The 22,259-nt window shown below is 65.7% G+C and carries 19 protein-coding genes; 6 read left to right on the forward strand and 13 right to left on the reverse strand.

Annotated features, from left to right (window positions below; all coding sequences use genetic code 11):
- Positions 1-33 precede the first annotated feature (33 nt).
- The 7 genes from BLW40_RS02910 to nadA form a co-directional block, all read right to left on the reverse strand.
- Positions 34-1,314, reverse strand: a complete 1,281-nt coding sequence (locus BLW40_RS02910) for a DUF2336 domain-containing protein (RefSeq protein WP_074765376.1) — start codon at positions 1,312-1,314, stop codon at positions 34-36.
- On the reverse strand, positions 1,299-3,005 hold the full coding sequence (locus BLW40_RS02915; protein WP_074765377.1) for a sensor domain-containing diguanylate cyclase: 1,707 nt from the start codon (positions 3,003-3,005) through the stop codon (positions 1,299-1,301). The genes BLW40_RS02910 and BLW40_RS02915 overlap by 16 nt, the downstream gene beginning before the upstream one ends.
- Positions 3,006-3,325: 320 nt before the next feature.
- The gene (locus tag BLW40_RS02920) at positions 3,326-3,730 is read right to left on the reverse strand and encodes a hypothetical protein (protein WP_074765379.1); all 405 of its coding nucleotides are present in this window, start codon (positions 3,728-3,730) and stop codon (positions 3,326-3,328) included.
- Positions 3,731-3,740: 10 nt separating this feature from the next.
- On the reverse strand, positions 3,741-4,127 hold the full coding sequence (locus BLW40_RS02925) for a cyclic nucleotide-binding domain-containing protein (RefSeq protein WP_074765381.1): 387 nt from the start codon (positions 4,125-4,127) through the stop codon (positions 3,741-3,743).
- Between the two features lie 5 nt (positions 4,128-4,132).
- On the reverse strand, positions 4,133-5,755 hold the full coding sequence (gene nadB / locus BLW40_RS02930; RefSeq protein WP_074765383.1) for an L-aspartate oxidase: 1,623 nt from the start codon (positions 5,753-5,755) through the stop codon (positions 4,133-4,135).
- 1 nt (position 5,756) lies between these two features.
- Positions 5,757-6,608, reverse strand: coding sequence for a carboxylating nicotinate-nucleotide diphosphorylase (gene nadC / locus BLW40_RS02935; protein ID WP_074765385.1), 852 nt, complete (start codon positions 6,606-6,608; stop codon positions 5,757-5,759).
- Complete coding sequence (nadA, locus tag BLW40_RS02940) at positions 6,598-7,617, reverse strand: quinolinate synthase NadA (protein ID WP_170834514.1); 1,020 nt, start codon at positions 7,615-7,617, stop codon at positions 6,598-6,600. The genes nadC and nadA overlap by 11 nt, the downstream gene beginning before the upstream one ends.
- Before the next feature lie 176 nt (positions 7,618-7,793).
- Here nadA and BLW40_RS02945 point away from each other — a divergent pair, with 176 nt between their 5' ends.
- Positions 7,794-8,225: a response regulator gene (locus BLW40_RS02945; protein ID WP_244511030.1), complete on the forward strand. Its 432-nt coding sequence runs from the start codon at positions 7,794-7,796 to the stop codon at positions 8,223-8,225.
- A 22-nt stretch (positions 8,226-8,247) separates the two neighbouring features.
- Here the strand turns inward: BLW40_RS02945 and recN are convergent, their stop codons facing one another.
- From recN to BLW40_RS02975, 6 genes are all read right to left on the reverse strand, one after another.
- A complete protein-coding gene (gene recN, locus BLW40_RS02950) occupies positions 8,248-9,918 on the reverse strand; it encodes a DNA repair protein RecN (RefSeq protein WP_074765387.1) in 1,671 nt (556 codons plus the stop codon).
- Positions 9,919-9,922: 4 nt separating this feature from the next.
- Complete coding sequence (locus BLW40_RS02955) at positions 9,923-10,849, reverse strand: outer membrane protein assembly factor BamD (RefSeq protein WP_074765389.1); 927 nt, start codon at positions 10,847-10,849, stop codon at positions 9,923-9,925.
- A gap of 92 nt (positions 10,850-10,941) precedes the next feature.
- Positions 10,942-12,720: a single-stranded-DNA-specific exonuclease RecJ gene (gene recJ / locus BLW40_RS02960; RefSeq protein ID WP_074765391.1), complete on the reverse strand. Its 1,779-nt coding sequence runs from the start codon at positions 12,718-12,720 to the stop codon at positions 10,942-10,944.
- Complete coding sequence (glpX, locus tag BLW40_RS02965; protein WP_074765394.1) at positions 12,717-13,709, reverse strand: class II fructose-bisphosphatase; 993 nt, start codon at positions 13,707-13,709, stop codon at positions 12,717-12,719. Before glpX ends, recJ begins: the two co-directional genes overlap by 4 nt.
- 62 nt (positions 13,710-13,771) lie before the next feature.
- Entirely contained in the window at positions 13,772-15,073 is a 1,302-nt protein-coding gene (locus tag BLW40_RS02970) for a homoserine dehydrogenase (protein ID WP_074765396.1), read from the reverse strand.
- Positions 15,070-16,302, reverse strand: a complete 1,233-nt coding sequence (locus BLW40_RS02975) for an LL-diaminopimelate aminotransferase (RefSeq protein ID WP_074765398.1) — start codon at positions 16,300-16,302, stop codon at positions 15,070-15,072. Before BLW40_RS02975 ends, BLW40_RS02970 begins: the two co-directional genes overlap by 4 nt.
- Before the next feature lie 241 nt (positions 16,303-16,543).
- On the opposite strand from BLW40_RS02975, the gene pap reads away from it, so the two are divergent.
- The 5 genes from pap to BLW40_RS03000 all read left to right on the forward strand — a co-directional run bounded on the left by pap (position 16,544) and on the right by BLW40_RS03000 (position 22,259).
- The gene (pap, locus tag BLW40_RS02980; protein ID WP_074765400.1) at positions 16,544-18,079 is read left to right on the forward strand and encodes a polyphosphate:AMP phosphotransferase; all 1,536 of its coding nucleotides are present in this window, start codon (positions 16,544-16,546) and stop codon (positions 18,077-18,079) included.
- 246 nt (positions 18,080-18,325) lie between these two features.
- The gene (locus tag BLW40_RS02985) at positions 18,326-18,721 is read left to right on the forward strand and encodes a type II toxin-antitoxin system RelE/ParE family toxin (protein WP_074765402.1); all 396 of its coding nucleotides are present in this window, start codon (positions 18,326-18,328) and stop codon (positions 18,719-18,721) included.
- Entirely contained in the window at positions 18,696-19,022 is a 327-nt protein-coding gene (locus BLW40_RS02990) for a helix-turn-helix domain-containing protein (protein WP_074765404.1), read from the forward strand. The genes BLW40_RS02985 and BLW40_RS02990 overlap by 26 nt, the downstream gene beginning before the upstream one ends.
- 102 nt (positions 19,023-19,124) lie before the next feature.
- Positions 19,125-20,927: a translation elongation factor 4 gene (gene lepA / locus BLW40_RS02995; RefSeq protein ID WP_074765794.1), complete on the forward strand. Its 1,803-nt coding sequence runs from the start codon at positions 19,125-19,127 to the stop codon at positions 20,925-20,927.
- 129 nt (positions 20,928-21,056) lie between these two features.
- Positions 21,057-22,259, forward strand: coding sequence for an aminotransferase class I/II-fold pyridoxal phosphate-dependent enzyme (locus BLW40_RS03000; RefSeq protein ID WP_074765406.1), 1,203 nt, complete (start codon positions 21,057-21,059; stop codon positions 22,257-22,259).

A 22,259-nucleotide genomic window follows, 5' to 3' on the forward strand; every position in this document is an offset into this window, starting at 1 on the left:
CGGGGGCGCTCCTGGGGCGGCGGGAGAGGAACCCTACTCGGCCGCGCCGAAAAATTCGAGTTGCCACTCCATTTCCCGGGTGGTCAGTGGGAAATCTCCGCCGCTGGGCGGGATCACCCGGGCGGCGGGCAGGCGCAACAGCCGGGTCTGAAGCTGCAACGCCAAACCGGGAGACAGCCCGGCCTTCCAGCTTATCGCGATGATTCCCTTGGCGCTTTGGGTGTCGATCGCCTTGACCACGCTTTTGGCGGGCAGATGGGCCAGCAAGATCAGCGCGGCGGTGACGAAGGCGAGATCGCCCGAAGCCAGCGCGGTGTCGATCGTGGTTTCGGTCAGTTGGCCGCAATCCATCAGGGCACGGGCGCGGGCTTCGGCCTCGCTGCGATCGGCGGCAAGACGGGTCGAAGCCTTCGCCTCGGGCGAGAGGGCGGCTTCGGCGATCCGCTTTTCCACCGCCAGCGCCACCAGCGAGGCGGCCTCGGGACCAAGATCGTCGCGTTCGGCCAGCGAGCGCAACAGGTCGGCGGCGACGAAGCGGGCCAGACGCTGGGCCACCCGCGCCGGAAGTTTGGGCCGCTCGACGAAGGGACGGTGCCAGGCTTCGATGTCGGCGGCGCGGTGGACCAGACGGTCCAGCGTCTCTTCGCGGATTTGCGCCAGCGGATTGCCGAGCAAGACGGCGATCGCCTCGGTATCGTCGGTGGCGGCGATGGCGTCGCACACCTGGGTATTGATCCCGGCGCGGCGCGAGATTGCCGCCAGCGCGCCGGGGATCGGTTCCGCCCCGATGATTTCCAGCAGATCCTCGTCGGTGAGGACGGGGGAAAAGCGCAGGATCGGTCCAGCGACCACCAGTTCGGCATCGTGGGCCAGGCGGCGGATCACGTCGGGGGGGGCGTTGGCGACGTCTTTCAATGCCTCGGACAGAATCTGGCGGATGCGGGTGACCTGATCGCGGGCGACGATCTCCAGCGCTTCGAAGGTCAGGCGGCGCAGCCGGTCCTGGTCGTGGGCGGACAGGCCGGGGGCCAGCCGGGCGATCTTGGCGGCGAGGTCGCCCCGCACCGAATCGTCGCAATCGGCGGCCAGCAGCAGATTGGCCTGGGGCGGGGCGGCATCGTTGGCGGCAACCGAGCGGCGGACGGCGGGGTCGGCATCCTCGGCAAGGAAATAGAGGATTTCAGGGCGGATGTCGTCGCGCCGGGCCAGATCGGTGCGGATTTTGGAATCGGGATGGGCGGCCAGATCCTTGGCCCGATCGTAATCAATCGGTTCCTTGTTGCCGCCGAACAGCCGTTTCAGGAATCCCGCCACGATGGCTCGCTCTCCCCCGGCCTGGGCTGGCCTGACAATTGCGGGGCCAGTCGCCAGGCTCCCTTGCCACCACGTTTGACCTCATACATCGCCTTGTCGGCGCGGGCGATCAGGGCCTCGATCGTTTCGGCTTCGCCGCCGGAATGGACCGCGACCCCCAGCGAGAACAGCAGCGGCTTGTCCGGGCTGCCGGAATAACAGGTTAATTGCGCTCCCGCCGTCAGCAATTCCTCGCAGCGGCGCACCGCGATCTTTTCCTCGGCCGCTTCCAGCCAGATCGCGAATTCGTCGCCGCCCAACCGGGCGATCAGGTCGGTCGGCCGGGTGTGCTGGACCATCAGATCGCGCACCGCCAGCAAGGCGCGGTCGCCGGTCTGGTGGCCGTGGACGTCGTTGACCGCCTTGAAATTGTCGAGATCGACGTAGATCAGCGCCGCCGGGCGTCCCTCACGCAGCAGGCGCTGGAAGCGGCGGGCGATTTCCTCGAAAAAAGCGCGGCGGTTGAACAGGCCGGTCAGCCCGTCGGTGCGCGACAATTTCAGTACCCGTTCGTGGTTGGCGATCTGCTCGGCGGCCAGCCCGACCTGATTGGCGACGTCGTCGATCAGCAGGCGGTCGTCGTCGCCCCAGGCGGCGCGTTCGGCCGAGCGCCACAGCAGAACCGCGCCGTTGACCGAGTGGCGATAGCGGCACACTGTCGCCAGCACGCGCCAGGATTTATAATCGCTGTCGAAATGATCGGAATCAGCCAGGGAATCGAGCACGTCCTCTCCCGCTCCCGCCTCGCCGAACGCCGCCGCCAGTGCAAAGCCGCCATCTTCGGGCCGCAGGCGGAAGATCTGACAGCCGGACGCCCCCAGAGCGCGGGCGGTGGCTTCGGCGGCGGCCTGCAACATTCCGGACGGCTCGACTTCGTCGCGAATGGTGCGGACGATATAGCTCAGCAGGCGTTCGCGGGCGTTGGCGCGCGACAAAGCGGCATCGCGCAGGCGCTCCTGGGTAACATCGCGGCAGACGCCGCGGGTGCCGCGCCACTCGCCGCCATCGCCACGCAACGGCATGGCCGAGATCAGCACGCAGACCTGCGCCCCGTCGCTCTGGCGCATCCACACCTCGACATCTTCGATCGGGCCGTTGGCCTCGAACGGATTGGCTTCGGGGGTGGCGGTATCTTGAACGACGAACTCGGCGGGGCGGCGGCCGATCAGTTCGTCGGCGGCATGGCCCAGCGCCCCTTTGGGGCTGACGAAGACGAAGCGGCCGTCCGGTCCGATCTCCCAGGCGAAGTCGCTGGAGATTTCGACCAGATCCTTGTACCGCTGGCGCGATTCGACCAAAGCGGCGCGCAGATTGCGTTCCAGCGTCACGTCGCGCCCGATCAGGACCGACCGGCCGTCGCCGACCGGCAGGGCGACCAGATCGAACACCAGCGCGCCGCCGCCGGTCAGGGGCAGACATTCGAGCGAGGTGGTTCCGGGCATCGACAGCAGATCGGCCAGACAGGCGATCCGTCCCTGGGCGGCCGCGGCGGCCAGCCCCTCGCCGCGACCGTTGCAGGCGATCACCGACCCTTGGGAATCGATCACGACCGCTGGCCCGGGGAAAGCGGACAGTCCGTCCATTCCCAGGGACAAAGCGAGTTGTTCCCCCTGTGACGATCCGCCGCGTGATCTGTGGTCGCGTGCCGTCATGTCAGCAAATCCAGGATAGTCCCCGACAGACCCAATGCATACCATAGGCAGGTCCGGGAAACGACTCCCTTGGCCATGAAGAAGCCGCGTGTTCCCTTTGCCGAACCGGACGATTAAAAACAGGGGGTGGTTTTTTCCGCCTTAAATTATTTCGTCGGTCCGATCTCTTTCGCCGTAAGGGTCTTTGGGGAGGGTGTGCGCATTTTTTGGTTGCCGCTCCTGGGGCTGGCGCGACGCCTATGTCGAAAGGCCGTTATTCGAGCACCGTTCGGGGGTCTGGTATTATCGGCTCAGATGGATACGTCTGAGCCGATACTATTTTACCTGAACAACATTTTTGAAATCAGGACGTCGCGGGTCATTTCCGTCCCCGGTTCCTTGCGCGCGATTTCAAGCGCCAGCGACTTGACCATCGGGGCCGGGTTGGCGCGGGCATATTCCTCATAGGGAATGACGTTGAAGGCCATCCGCATCTTGTCGGACAGGTGCTTTTCGGAAAACTTGGCCTCTTCCGGAACCTGGAGGATCAGGTCGATCGACGACATGTGGTACTGACCGGCCTTGTCGTAGAGTTCCAGCGCCATGGTGGGGAGGCGGACATAGCGGTCGCCTTTGACCGGCACCGGCAGGCGATCGTTCTTCTTTTCCTTCTTCTCCTCGGCGCGAAGAGCGACGGGAGCCAGGAGGGTGGCCAGGGTGGCGAGGAGGAAGCTTCGGCGGTGCATCGCGGTTCCTTTACGGCTTCTTGTCGTACTGGGCGAGCAGCAGAGCGGCCTCGGCCAGTTCGGCTCCCATGGCGCGGATATTGCCAAGCAGGGCGTTGACGATCACCTTGACCCCCTTGGGGGCGAGGTCGAGCTGCCCGGCCAACCGATCCTTGGGGATCAGAACGCAGGTGGTTTCCTCGACCGCCTCGGCTGTTGCCATCCGGGGCTGATCGTCGATCAGCGCCATCTCGCCGAAAATGCCGCCGCGGCGGACCTCGCCGATTTCGATCTGGCGGCCCTCGCGGGTCTTGTAGATCCGCACCTTGCCGAGTTCGACGACAAAGGCGGTGGTGCCGGCCTCACCCTCGGTGAAGATCACCGTGCCGGGGGGGAAGACAAGGCGGCGGGCGGCCATCGCGCTCAGCCCTCCCGGCGGGCGGCGAAGGTCTTGGGGACCAGGATGGTGTTTTGCGGCGGGGCCACGGTGTCGAGGGTGGGGTAGTCGATGGTGTAATGCAGGCCCCGGCTCTCGCGTCGGGCCAGCGCCGAGCGGATGATCAGGTCGGCGACCATCGCGAGGTTGCGCAGTTCGAGCAGATCGCTGGTGACGCGGAAGCTGCCGTAATAATCGCCGATCTCGTTCAGCAGCAGCTTGACGCGGTGACGCGCCCGCTCCAGCCGCTTGGTCGAGCGGACGATGCCGACATAGTCCCACATGAAGCGGCGCAGCTCGTCCCAATTGTGGGCGACCACCACCTCTTCGTCGGAATCGGTGACCCAGGTTTCGTCCCACGGGGCCAGCGGCGGCGGCGCGGGGATCGCGTCCAGCTTCTCGGCGATGTCGCGGGCGGCGGCGGACCCGATCACCAGACATTCCAGCAGCGAGTTCGAGGCCATCCGGTTGGCCCCGTGCAGGCCGGTGCAGGCCACTTCGCCCACCGCATACAGATTATCGACGTCGGTATGGCCGCGCAGATCGGTCATCACCCCGCCGCAGGTGTAATGCGCCGCCGGAACCACCGGCAGCGGCTCGCGGGTCATGTCAAAGCCGAACTTCAGCGCCTCGGCATGGACGGTGGGGAAATGGTGGGTGATGAACTCGGCCGGGCGGTGGCTGATGTCGAGATAGACGCACTCGCAGCCCAGACGCTTCATCACGTCGTCGATGGCGCGGGCGACGATGTCGCGGGGTGCCAGTTCGCCGCGCGGGTCGTACTCGTCCATGAAGCGGGTGCCGTCGGGGCGCAGCAGCCGCCCGCCCTCGCCCCGCACCGCTTCGGTGACCAGGAAGGATTTGGCGCGGGGATGGTACAGGCAGGTCGGATGAAACTGGCTGAATTCCAGGTTGGCGACGCGGCAACCCGCCCGCCATGCCATCGCCATCCCGTCGCCGGTCGAGCCGTCGGGGTTGGAGGAATAGAGATAGACCTTCGACGCGCCGCCGCTGGCCAGCAGGACCGAGCGGGCGGGAAAGCGGTGGACCCGTCCGTCGCGGCGGTCGAGCGCATAGGCCCCGACGCAGCGGCCCTGACGCCCCTGCGGCAGCTTCTCGCGGATCAGATCGACAGCGTTATGATTTTCGAACAGCAGGGCACCGCTGGCGCGCAGCTTGGATTCCAGGCTGGTCTGGACCGCAAGCCCGGTGGCGTCGGCGGAATGGACGATACGGCGGTGGGAATGGCCGCCCTCGCGGGTGAGGTGGAGGTCGCCATCCTCACGGTCGAACATCACGCCGTTGGCGATCAGCCAGCGGATCGCCGCCGGAGCCCCCTCGACGACGGCGCGCACCGCCGGTTCGTAACACAGCCCGCCGCCCGCGATCAGGGTGTCGCGGATATGGGCCTCGATCGAATCGGTGGCGTCCAGCACGGCGGCGATGCCGCCCTGGGCATATTTGGTGCTGCCTTCGGACAGATCGGTCTTCGACAGCACCCCGACCCGCGCGGTGGGACGCTGTGCCAGCAATCCCAGCGCCACCGACATCCCGGCCGCGCCCGAGCCGATCACCAAAAGGTCGAAAGGCGCTGTCACCAACTCGCTCATGTCAGGTCCAATCCAGGCCAATATCCACAGCCGGTGCCGATTGAGTGATCCGCCCGACCGAGACGTAATCGACGCCGGTCGCGGCGATCGCGCCGATTGTTTCCAGCGTCACGCCGCCCGACGCTTCGGTTTTGCAGCGTCCGTCCACCAGCGCCACCGCCTGACGCAGGATGTCGGGGGGCATGTTGTCGAGCAAGACGATATCGGCTCCCGCCTCGACCGCCTCGGCGACCTGCTCCAGGGTGTCGCATTCGGCTTCGACGGTGACGCCGCCCGTCTTGGCCCGCCGCACCGCCGCGCCGATCCCGCCGCAGACGGCGATATGATTGTCCTTGATCAGGACGCCGTCGAACAGGCCCATCCGGTGGTTGGTCGCGCCGCCGCAGCGGGTGGCGTATTTCGACAACCGCCGCAGGCCGGGAATGGTCTTGCGGGTATCGAGCAAGGTGCAACCGCTTCCGGCGATTCGCTCGGCATAGCGCGCCGCCTCGGTGGCGATGCCGGACAGAAGCTGAAGCAGGTTAAGGGCGGTGCGTTCGGCGGTCAGCAGCCCGCGCGCCGGTCCCTCGATCTCGGCCAGCACGGTTCCGGCCGCGACCCGGTCGCCATCGGCGACGCGGGCGGTGAAGCGGGCGTCGGGCACCACCCGGCGAAACGATTCCTCGGCGACGGGCAGACCGGCGACGACCATCGCGTGGCGGGCCTGCATCACGCCCTTGAAGCGCAAATCGGCCGGGATCACCAGCGCCGAGGTGACGTCGGCACCGGGGCCGCCCTTATCCGCGCCGGTATCCTCGGCCAAGGCGGCATCAATCACCCGCCGCGCGTCATCCCAATCAATTTCAGGAGGCATTGGCGTTCCCCGACATCGGCACCGAGCGGCTCATCTCCAGCATTTTCTCCAGCGGTTTCAGCGCCTCCAGCCGCAACGGTTCGGGCACCGTGATCGCGGGGGCGTCGTTGACGAGGCAAAGATAGATCTTTTCCAGCGTGTTGAGCGCCATGAACGGACAGCTTGAGCAGGAACAGCCGCCATCGGCTCCGGGCGCGGGCAGGAAGGTCTTGTGCGGCGCGGCCTTGGTCATCTGGTGAATGATGTGCTGCTCGGTGGCGATGATGAACTCGTCGCGGTCACTGGCCAGCACATATTCGAGAATGGCGCGGGTCGAGCCGACATGATCGGCGTGGAGCAGCACCGCCTCGGGGCATTCCGGATGGGCGGCGACCAAAGCGTTGGGGTGGCGCACCTTCAGCTTGACCAATTCGCGCTCGGAAAATTGCTCATGGATGATGCAACTGCCCGGCCACAGCGTCATCTCGCGTCCCGAGATGCGGGCGAGATAGCTGCCGAGATGGCGGTCGGGGGCGAACAGGATCGGCCGGTCGGCGGGAAGCTGGCGCAAGATCGCCTCGGCGTTCGACGAGGTGACGATCACGTCGGACAGTGCCTTGATCGCGGCCGAGCAATTGATATAGGTGACGGCGATGTGATCGGGGTGGCGTTCGCGAAAGGCGCGGAAGGTCTCGGGCTGACAGGATTCTTCCAGCGAACAACCGGCATCGGCGTCGGGAATCAGCACCGTCTTGGTGGGCGACAGGATCTTCGCTACCTCGCCCATGAAGCGGACGCCGCAAAAGACGATCACGTCGGCATCGGTGGCGGCGGCTTTGCGCGACAGATCAAGCGAATCGCCGACGAAATCGGCTAAATCCTGAATCTCGCCATCCTGGTAATAATGGGCCAGAATGACCGCGTTGCGCTCGCGTCGCAAACGGTTGATTTCGGCGACAAGGTCCAGCGAAGGATCAATGTCGCGCTCTGTCTTCGCCCCGGCGGGCGGCAGGACGATGGTGTCGGTCATCTCGGGTTGGCGTCTCCCGGGGGCTATTTTAGCCCCGTGTGCGGTCAAGGGCGGCAAGTATAAGGGCATTTTTGGTCGGGTATGCAACCCTCATGCGAATGGCCTATGCCCATAGGCATGTTTTCTCTGGCCCCTGCTTTCCCACATGATGGAGATAGAATTCTCCTGGGGAGACCGTGAAGGTGTCTGCGCTCGGCAATGAAATCGCCGGCCCCGGTGGTCCTGGCCCCGGTGTTCGCCTGGTGGTCGTGATAGAGGACGAGGCAATTGTCCTTGCCGGTTACCAGATGCTGTTCGAAAGCTGGGGCTATGTCGTGATCGCCGCCCAATCCGCCGATGAGGCGCTGGGGTTGCTGGAGGCTGGCTCGATGCCGCCCGGATTCATCCTGGCCGATTTCCGTCTCCGCGACGGCCAGACCGGGACCGAGGCGATCGAGCGGGTCCGTCAAGCGTTCGGTCCCGATATTCCCGGCGTGGTGGTGACCGGCGATACCACGGTAACGGTCGATCGCCTGCGTCTGGCTGCGTCCGAGGGGATGCCGATCCTGCACAAGCCGGTCAATGGCCGCCAGCTTCAGGAATTGCTGACCCGTTCGTTCAAGAGCTGACGCGCGCGCCTTCGTTTCCCCCCTACCCGTTCGTCATCAACGAGTCGGCGGCGGCGCGGGCCTGATCGGTGATCGTCTCGCCCGCCAGCATCCGGGCGATTTCCTCGCGCCGCGCCTCGGGCGACAGGGTATCGACACCGGTAACGGTGGTGGAGCCGGAACTGCGCTTGGCGACGCGGTAGTGATGGGCACCGCGCGCCGCGACCTGGGGAGAATGGGTCACCACCAGCACCTGCAATTCGGCGGCGAGACGGCCCAGCCGCTCCCCCACCGCCGCCGCGACCGCACCGCCGATTCCGGCATCGACCTCGTCGAACACGATGGTGGCGGTCGGCGAGATGCGGGCCAGCACCACTTTTAACGCCAGCATGAAGCGGGCAAGCTCGCCGCCCGAAGCGATGCGGCCGAGCGGCCCTGGTGGGCTGCCGGGATTGGTGGCGACCTCGAATCCGACCGCGTCCAGCCCGTCCGGCCCCCATTGCGCGTCGTCTTGCGGCTCGACCACGGTGTGAAAGGTCGCCTTGTCGAGCTTCAGCGGCGGCAGTTCCGCCGCCACCGCCTTGTCAAGCGAGCGGGCGGCCTTGGTCCGGGCCTTGGACAGGGTCCGGGCGGCTTCGACATAGGCGGCGCGGGCGGCCTCTTCGGCGCGGGCCAGTCGGGCCAGATCGCCGCCGCCATCGTCAAGTTGCTCCAGCCGCCTTGTCAGGCGCTGGCGAAGCGCGGCCAGATCATCGACGGCGATGGCGTGGCGGCGCGCGGCGGCGCGCAGGGCGAACAGCCGCTCCTCGACCTTTTCCAGCCGCCGCGGATCGAGATCGATTCCGGCCGAAACCCGTTCCAGTTGGCCAATCGCCTCGGCCGCCTCGATCGCGGCGCGGTCAAGTGCGGCGATCACCGGGTCCAGTCGTCCGTCGGCGCGGTCGGCGACCCGCTCCAGGGCGCGGCGGGCGTTGCGCAGACTGCCTTCGACATCGCCGCTGCGGTTCAGTGCGGTCTGGGCGGTATTCATCGCCTCGATCAGCTTTTCGCCCTGCATCAGCATCGCGCGGGAGCGGGCCAGTTCGGCTTCCTCGCCCGGCTTGGGGTCGAGGGAGGTCAGATCCTCGACGGTGGCGCGCAGGGTTTCCTCTTCGGCGCGGGCCTGGGCCAGGGCGGTTTCGGCCTCGGCGCGGGCGGCGCGGGCAGCCCTCCAGGCGTCCCAGGCGGCGGCAACGGCGCTTCGCGGCGTGTTCAGGCCAGCAAAGGCGTCGAGTACGCCCAGATGGGTCGAGGCATCAAGCAGGCCGTGGCTTTCGAACTGGCCGTGAATTTCGACCAATTGCGCCCCGATCCGCCGCAGCAGGGTGATGCTGACCGGCTGGTCGTTGACATAGGCGCGCGAGCGACCGTCGGCGGTCAGCACCCGGCGCAACAGCACCGGGCCGCCTTCGCCGCTATCGACATCCTGCTCGGCCAGCAGGGTGCGGACGGGATGGTCGGCGGCGAGGTCGAATTCGGCGATCACGCTGCCTTGGGCCGCGCCGTGGCGGACCAGCCCGGATTCGGCCCGCGCCCCCAGGGCAAGGCCGAGCGAATCGAGCAGGATCGACTTGCCCGCGCCGGTTTCGCCGGTAAACACCGACAATCCGGGATCGAAGCCGAGATCGAGACGTTCGATCAGGACGATGTCGCGGATGGCGAGCGAGGCCAGCATCGGCCTACCAGAACTTGGCCCAATTGAACCAGCCGCCGCTGGTCTTGGCCGGGTCTTCGCTGGGGGGCGGCGCTTTCTTCTTGCCGTCGGACCAGAAGGCCAGCGAGTCGGTCCAACTGGTTTGCTGGAGGCTTTTTGACGGATCGTGGTCGCCTTCGACCGAGATCGCGTAGCTGTCCTGATACCAGTCCGAGCCGGGGAAATTGTGGCCAAGCACGGCGGCGGTGCGCCGCGCCTCGTCTTCGAGGCCGAGGATGGTGTAAATCTCAACCATCCGGTGCAGCGCCTCGGGGACGTGGCTGGTGGTCTGGAACTGCTCGCTGACGATCTTGAAGCGGTTGAGCGCGGCCAGATATTGCTTGGTGCTGAGATAATAGCGGCCGACCGACATTTCCTTGCCCGCCATGTGGTCGCGCGACAGGTCGATCTTGAGCCGGGCGTCGCGGGCATAGGGGCTGGCGGGGAAGCGATCAACCACTTCCTGAAGGCTTTTCAGCGCCTGCTCGGTCATTTTCTGATCGCGGCCGACGTCGGAAATCTGCTCGTAATAGCAGAGTCCCTTCAGGTAATAGGCATAGGCGGCGTCTTTGTTGCCGGGATGGAGCTGGATGAAGCGGTCAAGGCCGATCAGCGCCTCGTCGTACTTGTTGCGCTCGTACAGCGCATAAGACGACATCAACTGCGCCTTGGTCGCCCAGGCCGAATAAGGATGCTGGCGTTCGACTTCCTCGAACTGCTTGGCGGCCCGCTGGTACTCGTTCTTGTCCATCAGGTCCATGGCGCCGTTATACAGCTCCTCGACCGGCTTCTCGACATAGTCCTCTTTTTTGTCGGCGCAGGCGGACAGGGCGATCAGCAGGCCGAAGCCCATCGCCTGGGCCAGCCGGATGCGGCGGCATGCGAAACGCTGGGAAAGGACAGCAAGGCTCATGGGGGCTCGTTCGGATGCGAGGGGGCGGTCGTCAAGGCCGCTGGCGGCGAAACTATACCACGCCATAGCCGGGGGGGAAGAGCGGGGTTGCTTTAGCGGGCTAGCGCCGCGTCGGTCACCACCAATTGCGCGGTGCTGGCGCCCTGCCAGTTATCGACCCGCAGGGTTCCGGCCAGATGGAACGACGCCCCGGCCGAGGCCAGCAAGGTCATGCCCATTTCGGAATCCGCGGCGCGGAAGGCGATCGCTTTCAACCGCTTGCCCCCGGCTCCGGTCAGGATCAGCCGGACATGGCCCGATCCCACCACATCGGCACGGACGATGCGGGCGTTGGTGACGGCGAACACCGGCTCGGGGTTGCCCGATCCGAACGGGCCGATTCCGGCCAAGGTTTCGATCAGCTCGACCGAGGCGGCTCCGGCGTCCAGCGCCCCGTCGAGGTCGAGCAGGGGCACCAGTTCCCCGCTCAATTGGGCCTGGAGCCGGTCGGCGATGAAAGCGTGCAGATCGGCCAGCTTGTCCCGCTCCAGGGTGAAGCCCGCCGCCATCGCGTGGCCGCCGCCTGCGACCAGCAGACCGGCCTGACGCGCCGCGATGATCGCCGCCCCCAGATCGAGCCCGATCACCGAGCGGCCCGAGCCCTTGCCGGTGTCGCCGTCGAGCGCGATGACGCAGGCGGGACGGCCATAGCGTTCCTTCAGCCGTCCGGCAACGATGCCGATCACGCCCTGATGCCAGCCCTCGCCCGCCGCCAGCAGCAGGGGCAGACCGTCATCGGGGCGGGTTTCGACCTGCTCGATCGCCTCGGCCAGCACCGCCGCCTCGATTTCCTGGCGATCCTTGTTATAGCCGTCGAGACGGCGGGCGATGTCGCCCGCCTCGATCGGGTCGGCGGTGGTCATCAGCCGTGCCCCCAGCCCGGCCTCGCCGACCCGGCCCCCGGCATTGACCCGTGGCCCCAGCACATAGCCGAGATGATAGGCGTCGGGGCGTTCCTTCACCCCGGCCACGTCGGCCAGGGCGGCCAGACCGGGATTGCTGCGCCGTCCCATCACCTTCAGCCCCTGGGCGACCAGGGCGCGGTTGACGCCGACCAGCGGCACGACGTCGCAGACGGTGCCGAGCGCGACCAGATCGAGCCAGCGCAGCAGATCGGGTGCGGGCCGGTTCGTAAACCAGCCCGCTTGTTTGAGGGCGCGGTTCAGCCCCACCGCCAGCAGGAACGAGACGCCGACGGCGGCAAGGTGGCGGTGCGGGCTGTCTTCGTCCAGTCGGTTGGGATTGATCACCGCCAAAGCGGGGGGCAGGCTGGATTCGGCGACATGGTGATCGACGACGATCACCTCCTGCCCGGCGGCGGCGGCGGCTTCCAGCGCGGCAAAGGCGGTGGTGCCGCAATCGACGGTGATCACCAGCCGGGCGCCCTCGGCCTGCATCCGCGCCAGCGCTGGGGCGTTGGGGCCATAGCCCTCGACCACCCGGTCGGGAATGTGGGTCAGTACCCGCGCTCCCGCCGCTTCGAGATACAGGGTGAGGACGGCGGTCGAGGTGGCGCCATCGACGTCGTAATCGCCGAAGATGCCGATCGTCTCGCCGGTCTGCACCGCCTGGGCCAGCCGGGCGACCGCCTTGTCCATATCGCGGAGATGGCCGGGATCGGGCAGCAGGTCGCGTAGGGTGGGAGAGAGGAAGGCTGCCGCCTCGTCAAGGCCGATGCCGCGCGCCGCCAGGACGCGGCCGACCAGTTCGGGCAGAGCCAGACGCTGGGACAAAGCCTGAGCGACGCGGGCATCGCCGGGGCGGGACTGCCAGCGCCGCCCGGTCAGGGAGCGCTCGACGCCAAGAAAGGCGTCGCCCGGGGCCACGCTCATAACGCGATCAGACCTCGGTTCAGGTCGTGCTGCACCGTCAGATAGCGGATCGTGCCCGACAGCGAGCGCATCACCAGCGAATGGCTGATCGCCCGGTTGCCGGGGAGCAACCGCGCCCCCTTCAGAACATGGCCGTCGGTGATCCCGGTGGCGGCGAACATCACCTCGCCCTTGACCATGTCGTCGATGTCCCATTTGCGGCGGGAATCGACGATTCCGGCGCGGCGGGCCTGGGCATGGTCGGCTTCCGAGCGCATCAGCAGGCGGCATTGCATCTGCCCGCCCAGGCATTTCAGCCCGGCGGCGGCGAGAACGCCCTGAGCCGCGCCGCCCGATCCCATATAAATGTCGATCCCAGTGTCGGGCAGGCCGGTCGCCAGCGCGCCCGAGACGTCGCCATCGTCGAACAGCATCACCCGTGCCCCGGCGACCAGCACCCGGTCGATCAGATCGACATGGCGGGGACGGTCGAGAATGCTGACGGTGAGATCGGCGATTTCGACCTTCCGGGCGGCGGCGATCCGGGCCAGATTCTCTTCAGGCGTCGAATCGAGGTCGATCACGCCGGGCGGCAGACCGGGGCCGACCGCCAGCTTTTCCATATAGGTGTGCTGCGGCACCTTGAGGAACGAGCCCTCTTCGGTCATCGCCACCACCGACAGCGCGTTGCTGGCGCCTCGGGCGCAGATCGAGCGTCCTTCCAGCGCGGTCAGGACGATGTCGATCTTCGGTCCCTTGCCGGTGCCGACCCGCTCGCCGGTATGGAGCGGCTGGGTCTCGTCCTCGCCTTCGCCATTGACGATGACGCCGGTCATCGACACCCCGTTGAGGGCACGGCGCATCGCGCCGCAGGCGGCTTCGTCGGCGGCTTTCTCGTCGCCGCGTCCGGTCCTGCGGGCGGCGGCGAGGGCACTGGCTTCGGTGACGCGGACCACCTCGAGGGCGAGGTTGCGGTCCAACACCGGGGTAAATTGGGTGTGGACGGACATGTCGGTCGTGCTCTCCCGGAATATCGCTGGCCCGGGGCCGCCGGGCCGGTGGGGAACGGCGGTTACAGGCTCTCGATGCGGATCAGGCGCGGCGGCTCGGCCACCGAGGACAGGCCGTTGATCCGCGCCACCGCGCGCAACATCGCCGCCTCGTCGGTCTCGTGGACCGTCATCACCACCGGCACCGTCTGGTTGGGGGCGCGGCCGCGCTGGATGATCTGTTCCATCGACACCTTCTCGTCGCGCAAGGCGGCGGCGATGTCGGCGAACACGCCGGGCTCGTCCCTGACCATCAGGCGGATGTACCAGGCGCTGCGGCCGGTGCCGCGCGGCGCGGTCGGGCGTGGCTCCAGCCGATCGACCGGAACGCCAAAGGTGGGGCCGACGCGGCCGGTGGCGAGGTCCATCAAATCGGCGACCACCGCCGAGGCGGTCGGACGCGCTCCGGCACCCCGGCCTTCCAGCACGGTGCGGCCGACGAAATCACCCTCGGTGACGATCGCGTTGAACGGGCCGCCGACATGGGCCAGCGGGAAGCTGAGCGGCACCATCGCCGGATAGACCCGGCACTCTACCGCCATCTCGCCGTTGATGTCGCTGATGGTGGCGACGCCCAGCAGCTTGATCCGATAGCCCAGTTCCTGGGCATAGCGAATGTCGAGCGCGCTGACGTGGCGAATCCCCTCGCAGGTGACCGCGTCGATCGAAACCGGCATCGCAAAGGCGAGGCTGGCCAGGATCGCCAGCTTGTGGGCGGTGTCGATTCCGTCGATGTCGAAGGTGGGATCGGCTTCGGCATAGCCCAGCGCCTGGGCCTCGGCCAGGACGTCGGCGAAGTCGCGCCCGGTATCTTGCATCGTCGACAAGATAAAGTTGCAGGTGCCGTTGAGGATGCCCATCACCTTGGTGACGCGGTTGCCCGCCAGTCCCTCGCGCAGGGATTTGATGATCGGGATGCCGCCGCCGACCGAGGCTTCGAAGCCGATATTGGCTCCGGTCTGCTCGGCCAGACGGGCCAGTTCGACGCCGTGATGGGCGATCATCGCCTTGTTGGCGGTGACGACGCTCTTGCCGCGTTCCAGCGCGGCGCGGACGACGTCGAGGGCAACCCCGCTGGCGCCGCCGATCAGTTCGACCAGCACGTCATACTCGGCCTCGCGGGCCAGCACGCGGGCGTCGGTGAAGAACTGCACGCCGTCGAGCGCCAGCCCGGCCGGGCGCTCCAGCGCCGAGGCGGCGACGATCTCCAGCCGCCGTCCGGCGCGTCCGGCCAGCAGATCGGCCTGCTCGGTCAGCAGTTCGACGGTGCCGCCGCCAACGGTGCCAAGGCCCGCGATCGCGATCTTCAGGGGGGTGGACGTCATCGGTCGGTTCCTGCGCGCTGTTTTTCCGAGGACTCGATCAGCGTGTCGGCGCTGGCGAGGAAAGTCTTGATGTTGCGGACCGCCTGGCGGGTGCGGTGACGGTTTTCGACCAGTCCGATCCGGACGAAGCTGTCGCCATATTCGCCGAAGCCGATGCCGGGCGCCACCGCGACCTGCGCGTGGCTCATCAGCAGCTTCGAGAATTCAAGCGAGCCGAGATGGGCAAAGGCGGGCGGGATCGGGGCCCAAGCGAACATCGTCGCCTGGGGGCTGGGGACGTCCCACCCGGCGGCGGCCAATCCTTCGATCAGCACGTCGCGGCGATCCTTGTACATCGCCCGGATCTCATCGACGCAGTCCTGCGGCCCGTTCAGCGCCGCACTGGCCGCGACCTGGATCGGGGTGAACGCGCCGTAATCGAGATAGGATTTGATCCGCGCCAGCGCGGAAACCAGCGTTTTGTTCCCGGCGGCAAAGCCGATCCGCCAGCCCGGCATGTTGTAGGTCTTGCTCATCGAGGTGAACTCGACCGCGATGTCCTTGGCGCCCGGAATCTGAAGGATCGACGGCGGGGGGGCGACGTCGAAATAGATCTCGGAATAGGCCAGATCGGACAGAACCCAGATTTTATGGAAGCGGCAGAACTCGACCACCTGACCATAGAAATCGAGGTCGGCCAGCAAAGCGGTGGGGTTGCTGGGATAGTTCAGCACCAGCGCGATCGGCTTGGGCACCGAATGGCGGACGGCGCGGTCGAGCGCGCGCAGGAACTCGGCGTCGGGCGTCACCGGCACATAGCGACACGACCCGCCGGCGATGATGAAGCCGTAGGGGTGGATCGGATAGCTGGGATTGGGCACCAGCACGATATCGCCGGGGCTGGTGATCGCGTTGGCGAGGTTGGCCAGCCCTTCCTTCGAGCCCAGGGTGACGATCGCCTCGGATTCGGGGTCGATATCGACGTTGAAGCGGCGCTGGTAATAGCCCGACAGCGCCTTTCGGAGGCCCGGAATCCCGCGCGACATCGAATAACGGTGGGCGCGGGGATTGCGCGCCGCCTCGATCAGCTTTTCGACGATGTGCGGCGGCGTCGGCTGGTCGGGATTGCCCATCCCGAAATCGATGATGTCCTCTCCGGCGGCTCGAGCTCGGGCCTTCATCGCATTGACCTCCGCGAACACATAGGGCGGAAGACGTTTGATCCGATGGAAATCCTGCTCGATGCTCATGGCCGAACCTGCGGGTAGCGGACGGGGGCGGGGCGCGTCTGGCCTCGGGAAAGGGGTCATGTTTAGCGCGGCGCGGGCGAAGAATCGACTGCTTTCTAGGCCGTGGGCTCAGTTACCGCCCAGTTCCACCGCCGCGATCTTGCCCCGGTCGCGTCCGAATTCGACCGGCAACGGGCTTGCTCGACCCAGCCGTTCGGCCTAGGCTCATCAGGATGGTTCGGACCGGATCGGGAGTAGGGCGATGTTCGAAGCGGCGGAACTGGGACGCAAGATTTCGCGGGAAGAGTTCGACGCCCTGGCGCCCTCGCTCCGCACCGAATTGCTCGATTTGCAGCAGCAATTGCGCGAGGCCGATTTTCCCGTCGTCATCGTCTTTGCCGGGGTCGATGGCGCGGGCAAGAACGAAAGCGTCAACCTCATCAATGAATGGCTCGACCCGCGCTGGATCGTGACTCGGGCCTATGGCAAGCCCTCGGACGAAGAGGCCGAGCGCCCCACCTTCTGGCGCTTCTGGCGCGATCTGCCGCCCAAGGGCAAGATCGGGCTGTTCCTGTCCTCGTGGTATCACGATCCACTGATCGCCCGGGTGCACGGCCATGCGTCCGCCATCGAGTTCGACGAATCGCTGCGGCCGATCATCCGGTTCGAGAAGACGCTGGCCGACGAAGGCGCGCTGATCCTCAAATTCTGGATGCATTTGTCGCGCCCGGCTCAGAAAAAACGGCTGAAGAGCCTCGAAAAAGAACCGCTGACGGCGTGGCAGGTCACCGAGACCGACTGGAAGCATTACGAACTCTACGACAAGTTCGTCGCCACCGCCGAACAGATGATCATGCAGACCAGCAAGGGCCACGCTTCGTGGCGGATCGTCGAGGGGGCGGATTCGCGCTATCGCTCGGCGGTGGTGCTGCAAACGATCAAGGAGGCGATCGCCGGCCATCTCGCCACCCGCGCCGCGGCCAGCAAGATCGCCGCCGAACTGAAGCAGGCGACCCGCGGCACGGATGAACAGGCGGTGGTTCCGGTGGCATTGCCGCCGCAGCCGACGATCTTGTCCTCGCTCGACATGAGCCAGGATATTGATAGTGCCGTCTATGCCCAGGCGTTGCAGGAACAGCGGGCACGGCTGGCCCACCTCTATCGCGCCGCGATCGAGGCCAAACTATCGACCGTGCTGGTGTTCGAAGGCTGGGACGCGGCGGGCAAGGGCGGTGCCATCCGCCGCCTGACCAATGCGCTGAACGCCCGCGATTATCAGGTGATCCCGATCGCCGCCCCCACCGAAGAGGAGCGCGCCCAGCATTATCTGTGGCGGTTCTGGCGTCACATCGCCCGCGCCGGACGGGTGACGGTGTTCGACCGCTCGTGGTACGGCCGGGTTCTGGTCGAACGGGTCGAAGGATTCTGCTCGGAAGAAGCGTGGCGGCGCGCCTATAACGAAATCAACGATTTCGAAGAGCAATTGACCCGTCACGGCATCGTGTTGTGCAAATTCTGGCTCCACATCACCTCGGAAGAGCAATTGGCCCGCTTCAAGGCGCGGGGCGAGATTGATTACAAGAAGTGGAAGCTGACCGACGAGGATTGGCGCAACCGCAGCAAGTGGGGCGAGTACGAGCAGGCGGTCAACGAGATGGTCGAGCGCAGTTCGACCCGCACCGCGCCCTGGACCCTGGTCGAGGCCAATTCGAAAGCCTACGCCCGGGTCAAGGTGATGAACACCGTTGCCAACGCTCTCGAGCACGCGCTGGAGCGGCTGGAGAAGCACAAGAAATAAGCCCGTCCCGGCCGCCTTGGTCGGGGGCCGGTCCTTCCGCACAAGGGATCGGCGCGCTTGACACATATAGCTCTAAGAGCTACTCTTTGTGCGCGATCAAAAGCGAATTCTGAAGGTTTTTACCTTGAGTGGGGAGGGGGGCTCATTCGCCTTGTCCATGAACCGCGACTAGACACTAAATTTCAAAAATAATTATAAAAATTAAAGATTTAGATGTTTGTCCCAGTTCATGGAGCAGGAACGGAAATGACACGTGTGTATATGACAAAAACATTCCTCCGTTTTGCCCTAAAGGCAAGGATACCCGAAGAAAAAATGCTTCAAGCTGCCTCTGATGCTGGAGGCGGGCGATATGATGCCGATCTGGGAGGTGGGGTTTACAAACAACGGGTGGCTCGCGACGGGGGCGGAAAATCAGGCGGGTTCCGCACGATCGTTTTGTTTCGAGTCGGATGTGATGTTTATTTCGTCCACGGTTTCAAGAAAAGCGACAAAGCAAACATATCGACGCAGGAACTCCGAGCGTTGAGGAGGCTGGCCGATCTTATTCTTGGCTACTCTGATGTGGAGCGACAGACGGCAATTGATGCCGGTGAATTGATTGAGGTGATGAGCGATGGCGGCAAGCAAGAAAAAGGCTGATAATGGAATTCTCGCTTCGGTTCATCGAACCGCGATTGGCTTGAGCAAAGCCGGTTTGGTGGATAAGGCGACGATGCGGGAATTCGACGCTCTGTGCCTTACTCCGGTGGAGCCGATGACGCCCGACGAAATCCGGGCATTGCGGGAACGCGAACAGGTGTCGCAGCCGGTGTTTGCGCATTACCTCAACGTGCGCAAAGACGCCGTCAGCAAATGGGAGCGCGGCGAGAAGCGGCCAGACGGGCCCTCCCTCAAACTGCTCAATCTGGTAAAAGCGAGGGGGTTGGCGTCAATCGCCTGAAATGCGCCCTTGCGCCGGTTGCCGTTCCCATCGAGCGTCGCCCCCTTCCAAAAATGTCCGGCGGGCTTTATGGTCCGGCAGCTTCAGGATAAACCGATCGCCATGACCAAACTGACCCACATCCGCAATTTTTCCATCGTCGCCCATATCGACCACGGAAAATCCACCCTGGCCGACCGGCTGATCCAGTCTTGCGGCGCCGTCGAGGCGCGCGACATGAAGGAACAGATTCTCGATTCGATGGATATCGAACGCGAGCGCGGCATCACCATCAAGGCCCAGACGGTGCGCCTGATGTATCGCGCCCAGGACGGCGAAACCTATCAGTTGAATTTGATGGACACGCCCGGCCACGTCGATTTCGCCTATGAGGTGTCGCGCTCGCTGGCGGCGTGCGAAGGCTCGCTGCTGGTGGTCGATGCCAGTCAGGGGGTCGAGGCCCAGACGCTGGCCAATGTCTATCACGCGCTCGACGCCGGGCACGAAGTGGTGCCGGTGCTGAACAAGATCGACCTGCCCGCCGCCGAGCCGGAGCGGATCAAGCAGCAGATCGAGGACGTGATCGGCCTGGACACCACCGACGCGGTGATGATCTCGGCCAAGACCGGTCTGGGTATCGGCGACGTGCTCGAAGCGCTGGTCAAGCGCCTGCCCGCGCCGGAAGGCGAGATCGACGAGCCGTTGCAGGCTCTGCTGGTCGATTCCTGGTACGATTCCTATCTGGGCGTCATCATTCTGGTCCGCATCAAGAATGGCGTGCTGAAGAAGGGCCAGAAGATCCGGATGATGGCGACCGGGGCGGCCTACCAGATCGACACGGTCGGCTATTTCACCCCCAAAATGATCCAATGTACCGATCTGAAGCCGGGCGAGATGGGCTTTTTCACCGCCGGGATCAAGGCGGTGGCGGAGACCAAGGTCGGCGATACCGTCACCGACGACAAGCGTCCGGCCTCCGAACCGCTGCCCGGCTTCAAGCCGAGCGTGCCGGTGGTGTGGTGCGGCTTGTTCCCGATCGACGCCGCCGATTATGAAGATTTGCGCGATTCGCTGGCCAAGCTGCGTTTGAACGATGCCAGCTTTCAATACGAACCCGAAACGTCGGCGGCGCTGGGCTTTGGCTTCCGCTGCGGCTTCCTCGGCCTGCTCCATCTCGAAATCATTCAGGAGCGGCTGGAACGCGAGTTCAACCTCGACCTGATCACCACCGCGCCGTCGGTGGTCTATCGCGTCCACCTGACCAACGGCGAATTGCACGAATTGCACAATCCCGCCGATATGCCCGACCAGGGCCGGATCGAGCGGATGGACGAGCCGTGGATCAAGGCGACGATCATGGTCCCCGACGAATATCTCGGGCCGGTGCTGACGCTGTGCACCGAACGGCGCGGCCAGCAGCTTGACCTCACCTATGCCGGGGCGCGGGCGATGGCGGTCTATCGTCTGCCGCTGAACGAAGTGGTGTTCGATTTCTACGACCGGCTGAAATCAATCTCGCGCGGCTATGCCAGTTTCGATTACGAAATCGATTCCTACAGCGAAAGCGATCTGGTCAAGGTGTCGATCCTGGTCAATGCCGAGCCGGTCGATGCGCTGTCCTTCATCGTCCACCGCGCCAATGCCGAAGCGCGCGGGCGCGGCATCTGCCAGCGGCTGAAGGAGTTGATTCCGCGTCAGATGTTCCAGATCGCGATCCAGGCGGCGATCGGCGGCCGCATCGTCGCCCGCGAATCGATCAGCGCGTTGCGCAAGGACGTTACCGCCAAATGCTACGGCGGCGACGCTACCCGTAAGCGCAAGCTGCTCGAGAAGCAGAAAGAGGGCAAGAAGCGGATGCGTCAGTTCGGCAAGGTCGAGATTCCGCAAAGCGCCTTCCTCGCCGCGCTCAAAATGGGTGACGATTAGACCGGTTCCGACGGGGCCGCTCCTCTCCTTGCGACCGGGTGGGAGGGCGGCCCCGCCAACTTTCCGTTGGGGGGCGGCGGGGGAATAGGGTAAAACAACAGTCCGTTCCTTTCCTGTTCTTCTGGAGCCATGGTGAAACCGCTGCTGCTCGACGATCGACTGGGTACGCTTCCGGATTATCCGTTTGCGCGGCTGACCGCCTTGTTGGGCGCGCCGTCGGGACCGGGGGCGACGGTGATGTCGATTGGCGAGCCGCAGCACGCGCCGCCGCCACTCGCCGCCGAAATCCTCGCCCGCGAGGCTGGGCTGTGGAACAAGTACCCGCCCGCGACTGGGACCGAGGCGTTCCGCCAGGCCGTCGCCGGGTGGCTGGGTCGCCGTTATGATCTGCCCGCCGGTCTGGTCGATCCCGACCGGGCGATTCTGCCGGTGGCCGGTACCCGCGAGGCGCTGTTCCTGATCGCCCAGGCGGTCTGTGGCCGTCGCGACGACGGCAAGCCGCCGGTGGTGTTGCTGCCCAACCCGTTTTATCAGGTCTATGCCGGGGCGGCGGCGATGGCCGGGGCCGAGCCGGTGTTCGTGCCCAGTGGCGACGGTCCGACCGGACTGCCCGATTATTCGACCCTGCCGCCCGCCTTGCTGGAACGGACCGCGCTGGCCTATCTGTGCAGCCCGGCCAATCCGCAGGGCAAGGTCGCCGATACTGCCTTGTTGGAGCGGACGATCCGGGCGGCGCGGCGCCATGGCTTCGTCCTTGCCGCCGACGAATGCTATTCCGAGATTTGGGACCAGGCTCCGCCGCCCGGCGCGCTTTCGGTCTGCGCCACGCTGGGCGAGGGGCTGTCTCACGTCGTCGTGTTCAATTCGCTGTCGAAACGCTCCAGCCTGCCCGGTCTGCGCTCGGGCTTTGTCGCCGGGGACGAGCGGGTGATCGCCGCGTTTGCCCGCCTGCGCTCCTATGGTGGAGCGGCGACGCCGCTGCCGGTGCTGGCCGCCGCAACTGCCCTGTGGAACGACGAAGACCACGTTGTCGCCAACCGCGACCTTTACCGCGCCAAAACCGATCTCGCCGAGCGTCTGCTGGGCGGTCGTTTCGGCTTTGTCCGTCCCGAAGGCGGCTTCTTCCTCTGGCTCGATGTCGGCGATGGCGAGGCGGCGGCGAAGACCCTGTGGCGCGAGGCGGCGATCCGGGTGCTGCCCGGGGCCTATCTCGCCGGGACCGGGGCCGACGGACGCAATCCCGGTCAGCGTTATATCCGGGTGGCGCTGGTTCACGATCTTCAGACCACCGAGACGGCGCTGTCCCGTCTCGGTGCGTTGCTCGACGGCTGA

Origin of the sequence: Magnetospirillum fulvum, assembly GCF_900108475.1 — a bacterium.
Classification (GTDB): domain Bacteria; phylum Pseudomonadota; class Alphaproteobacteria; order Rhodospirillales; family Magnetospirillaceae; genus Phaeospirillum; species Phaeospirillum fulvum_A.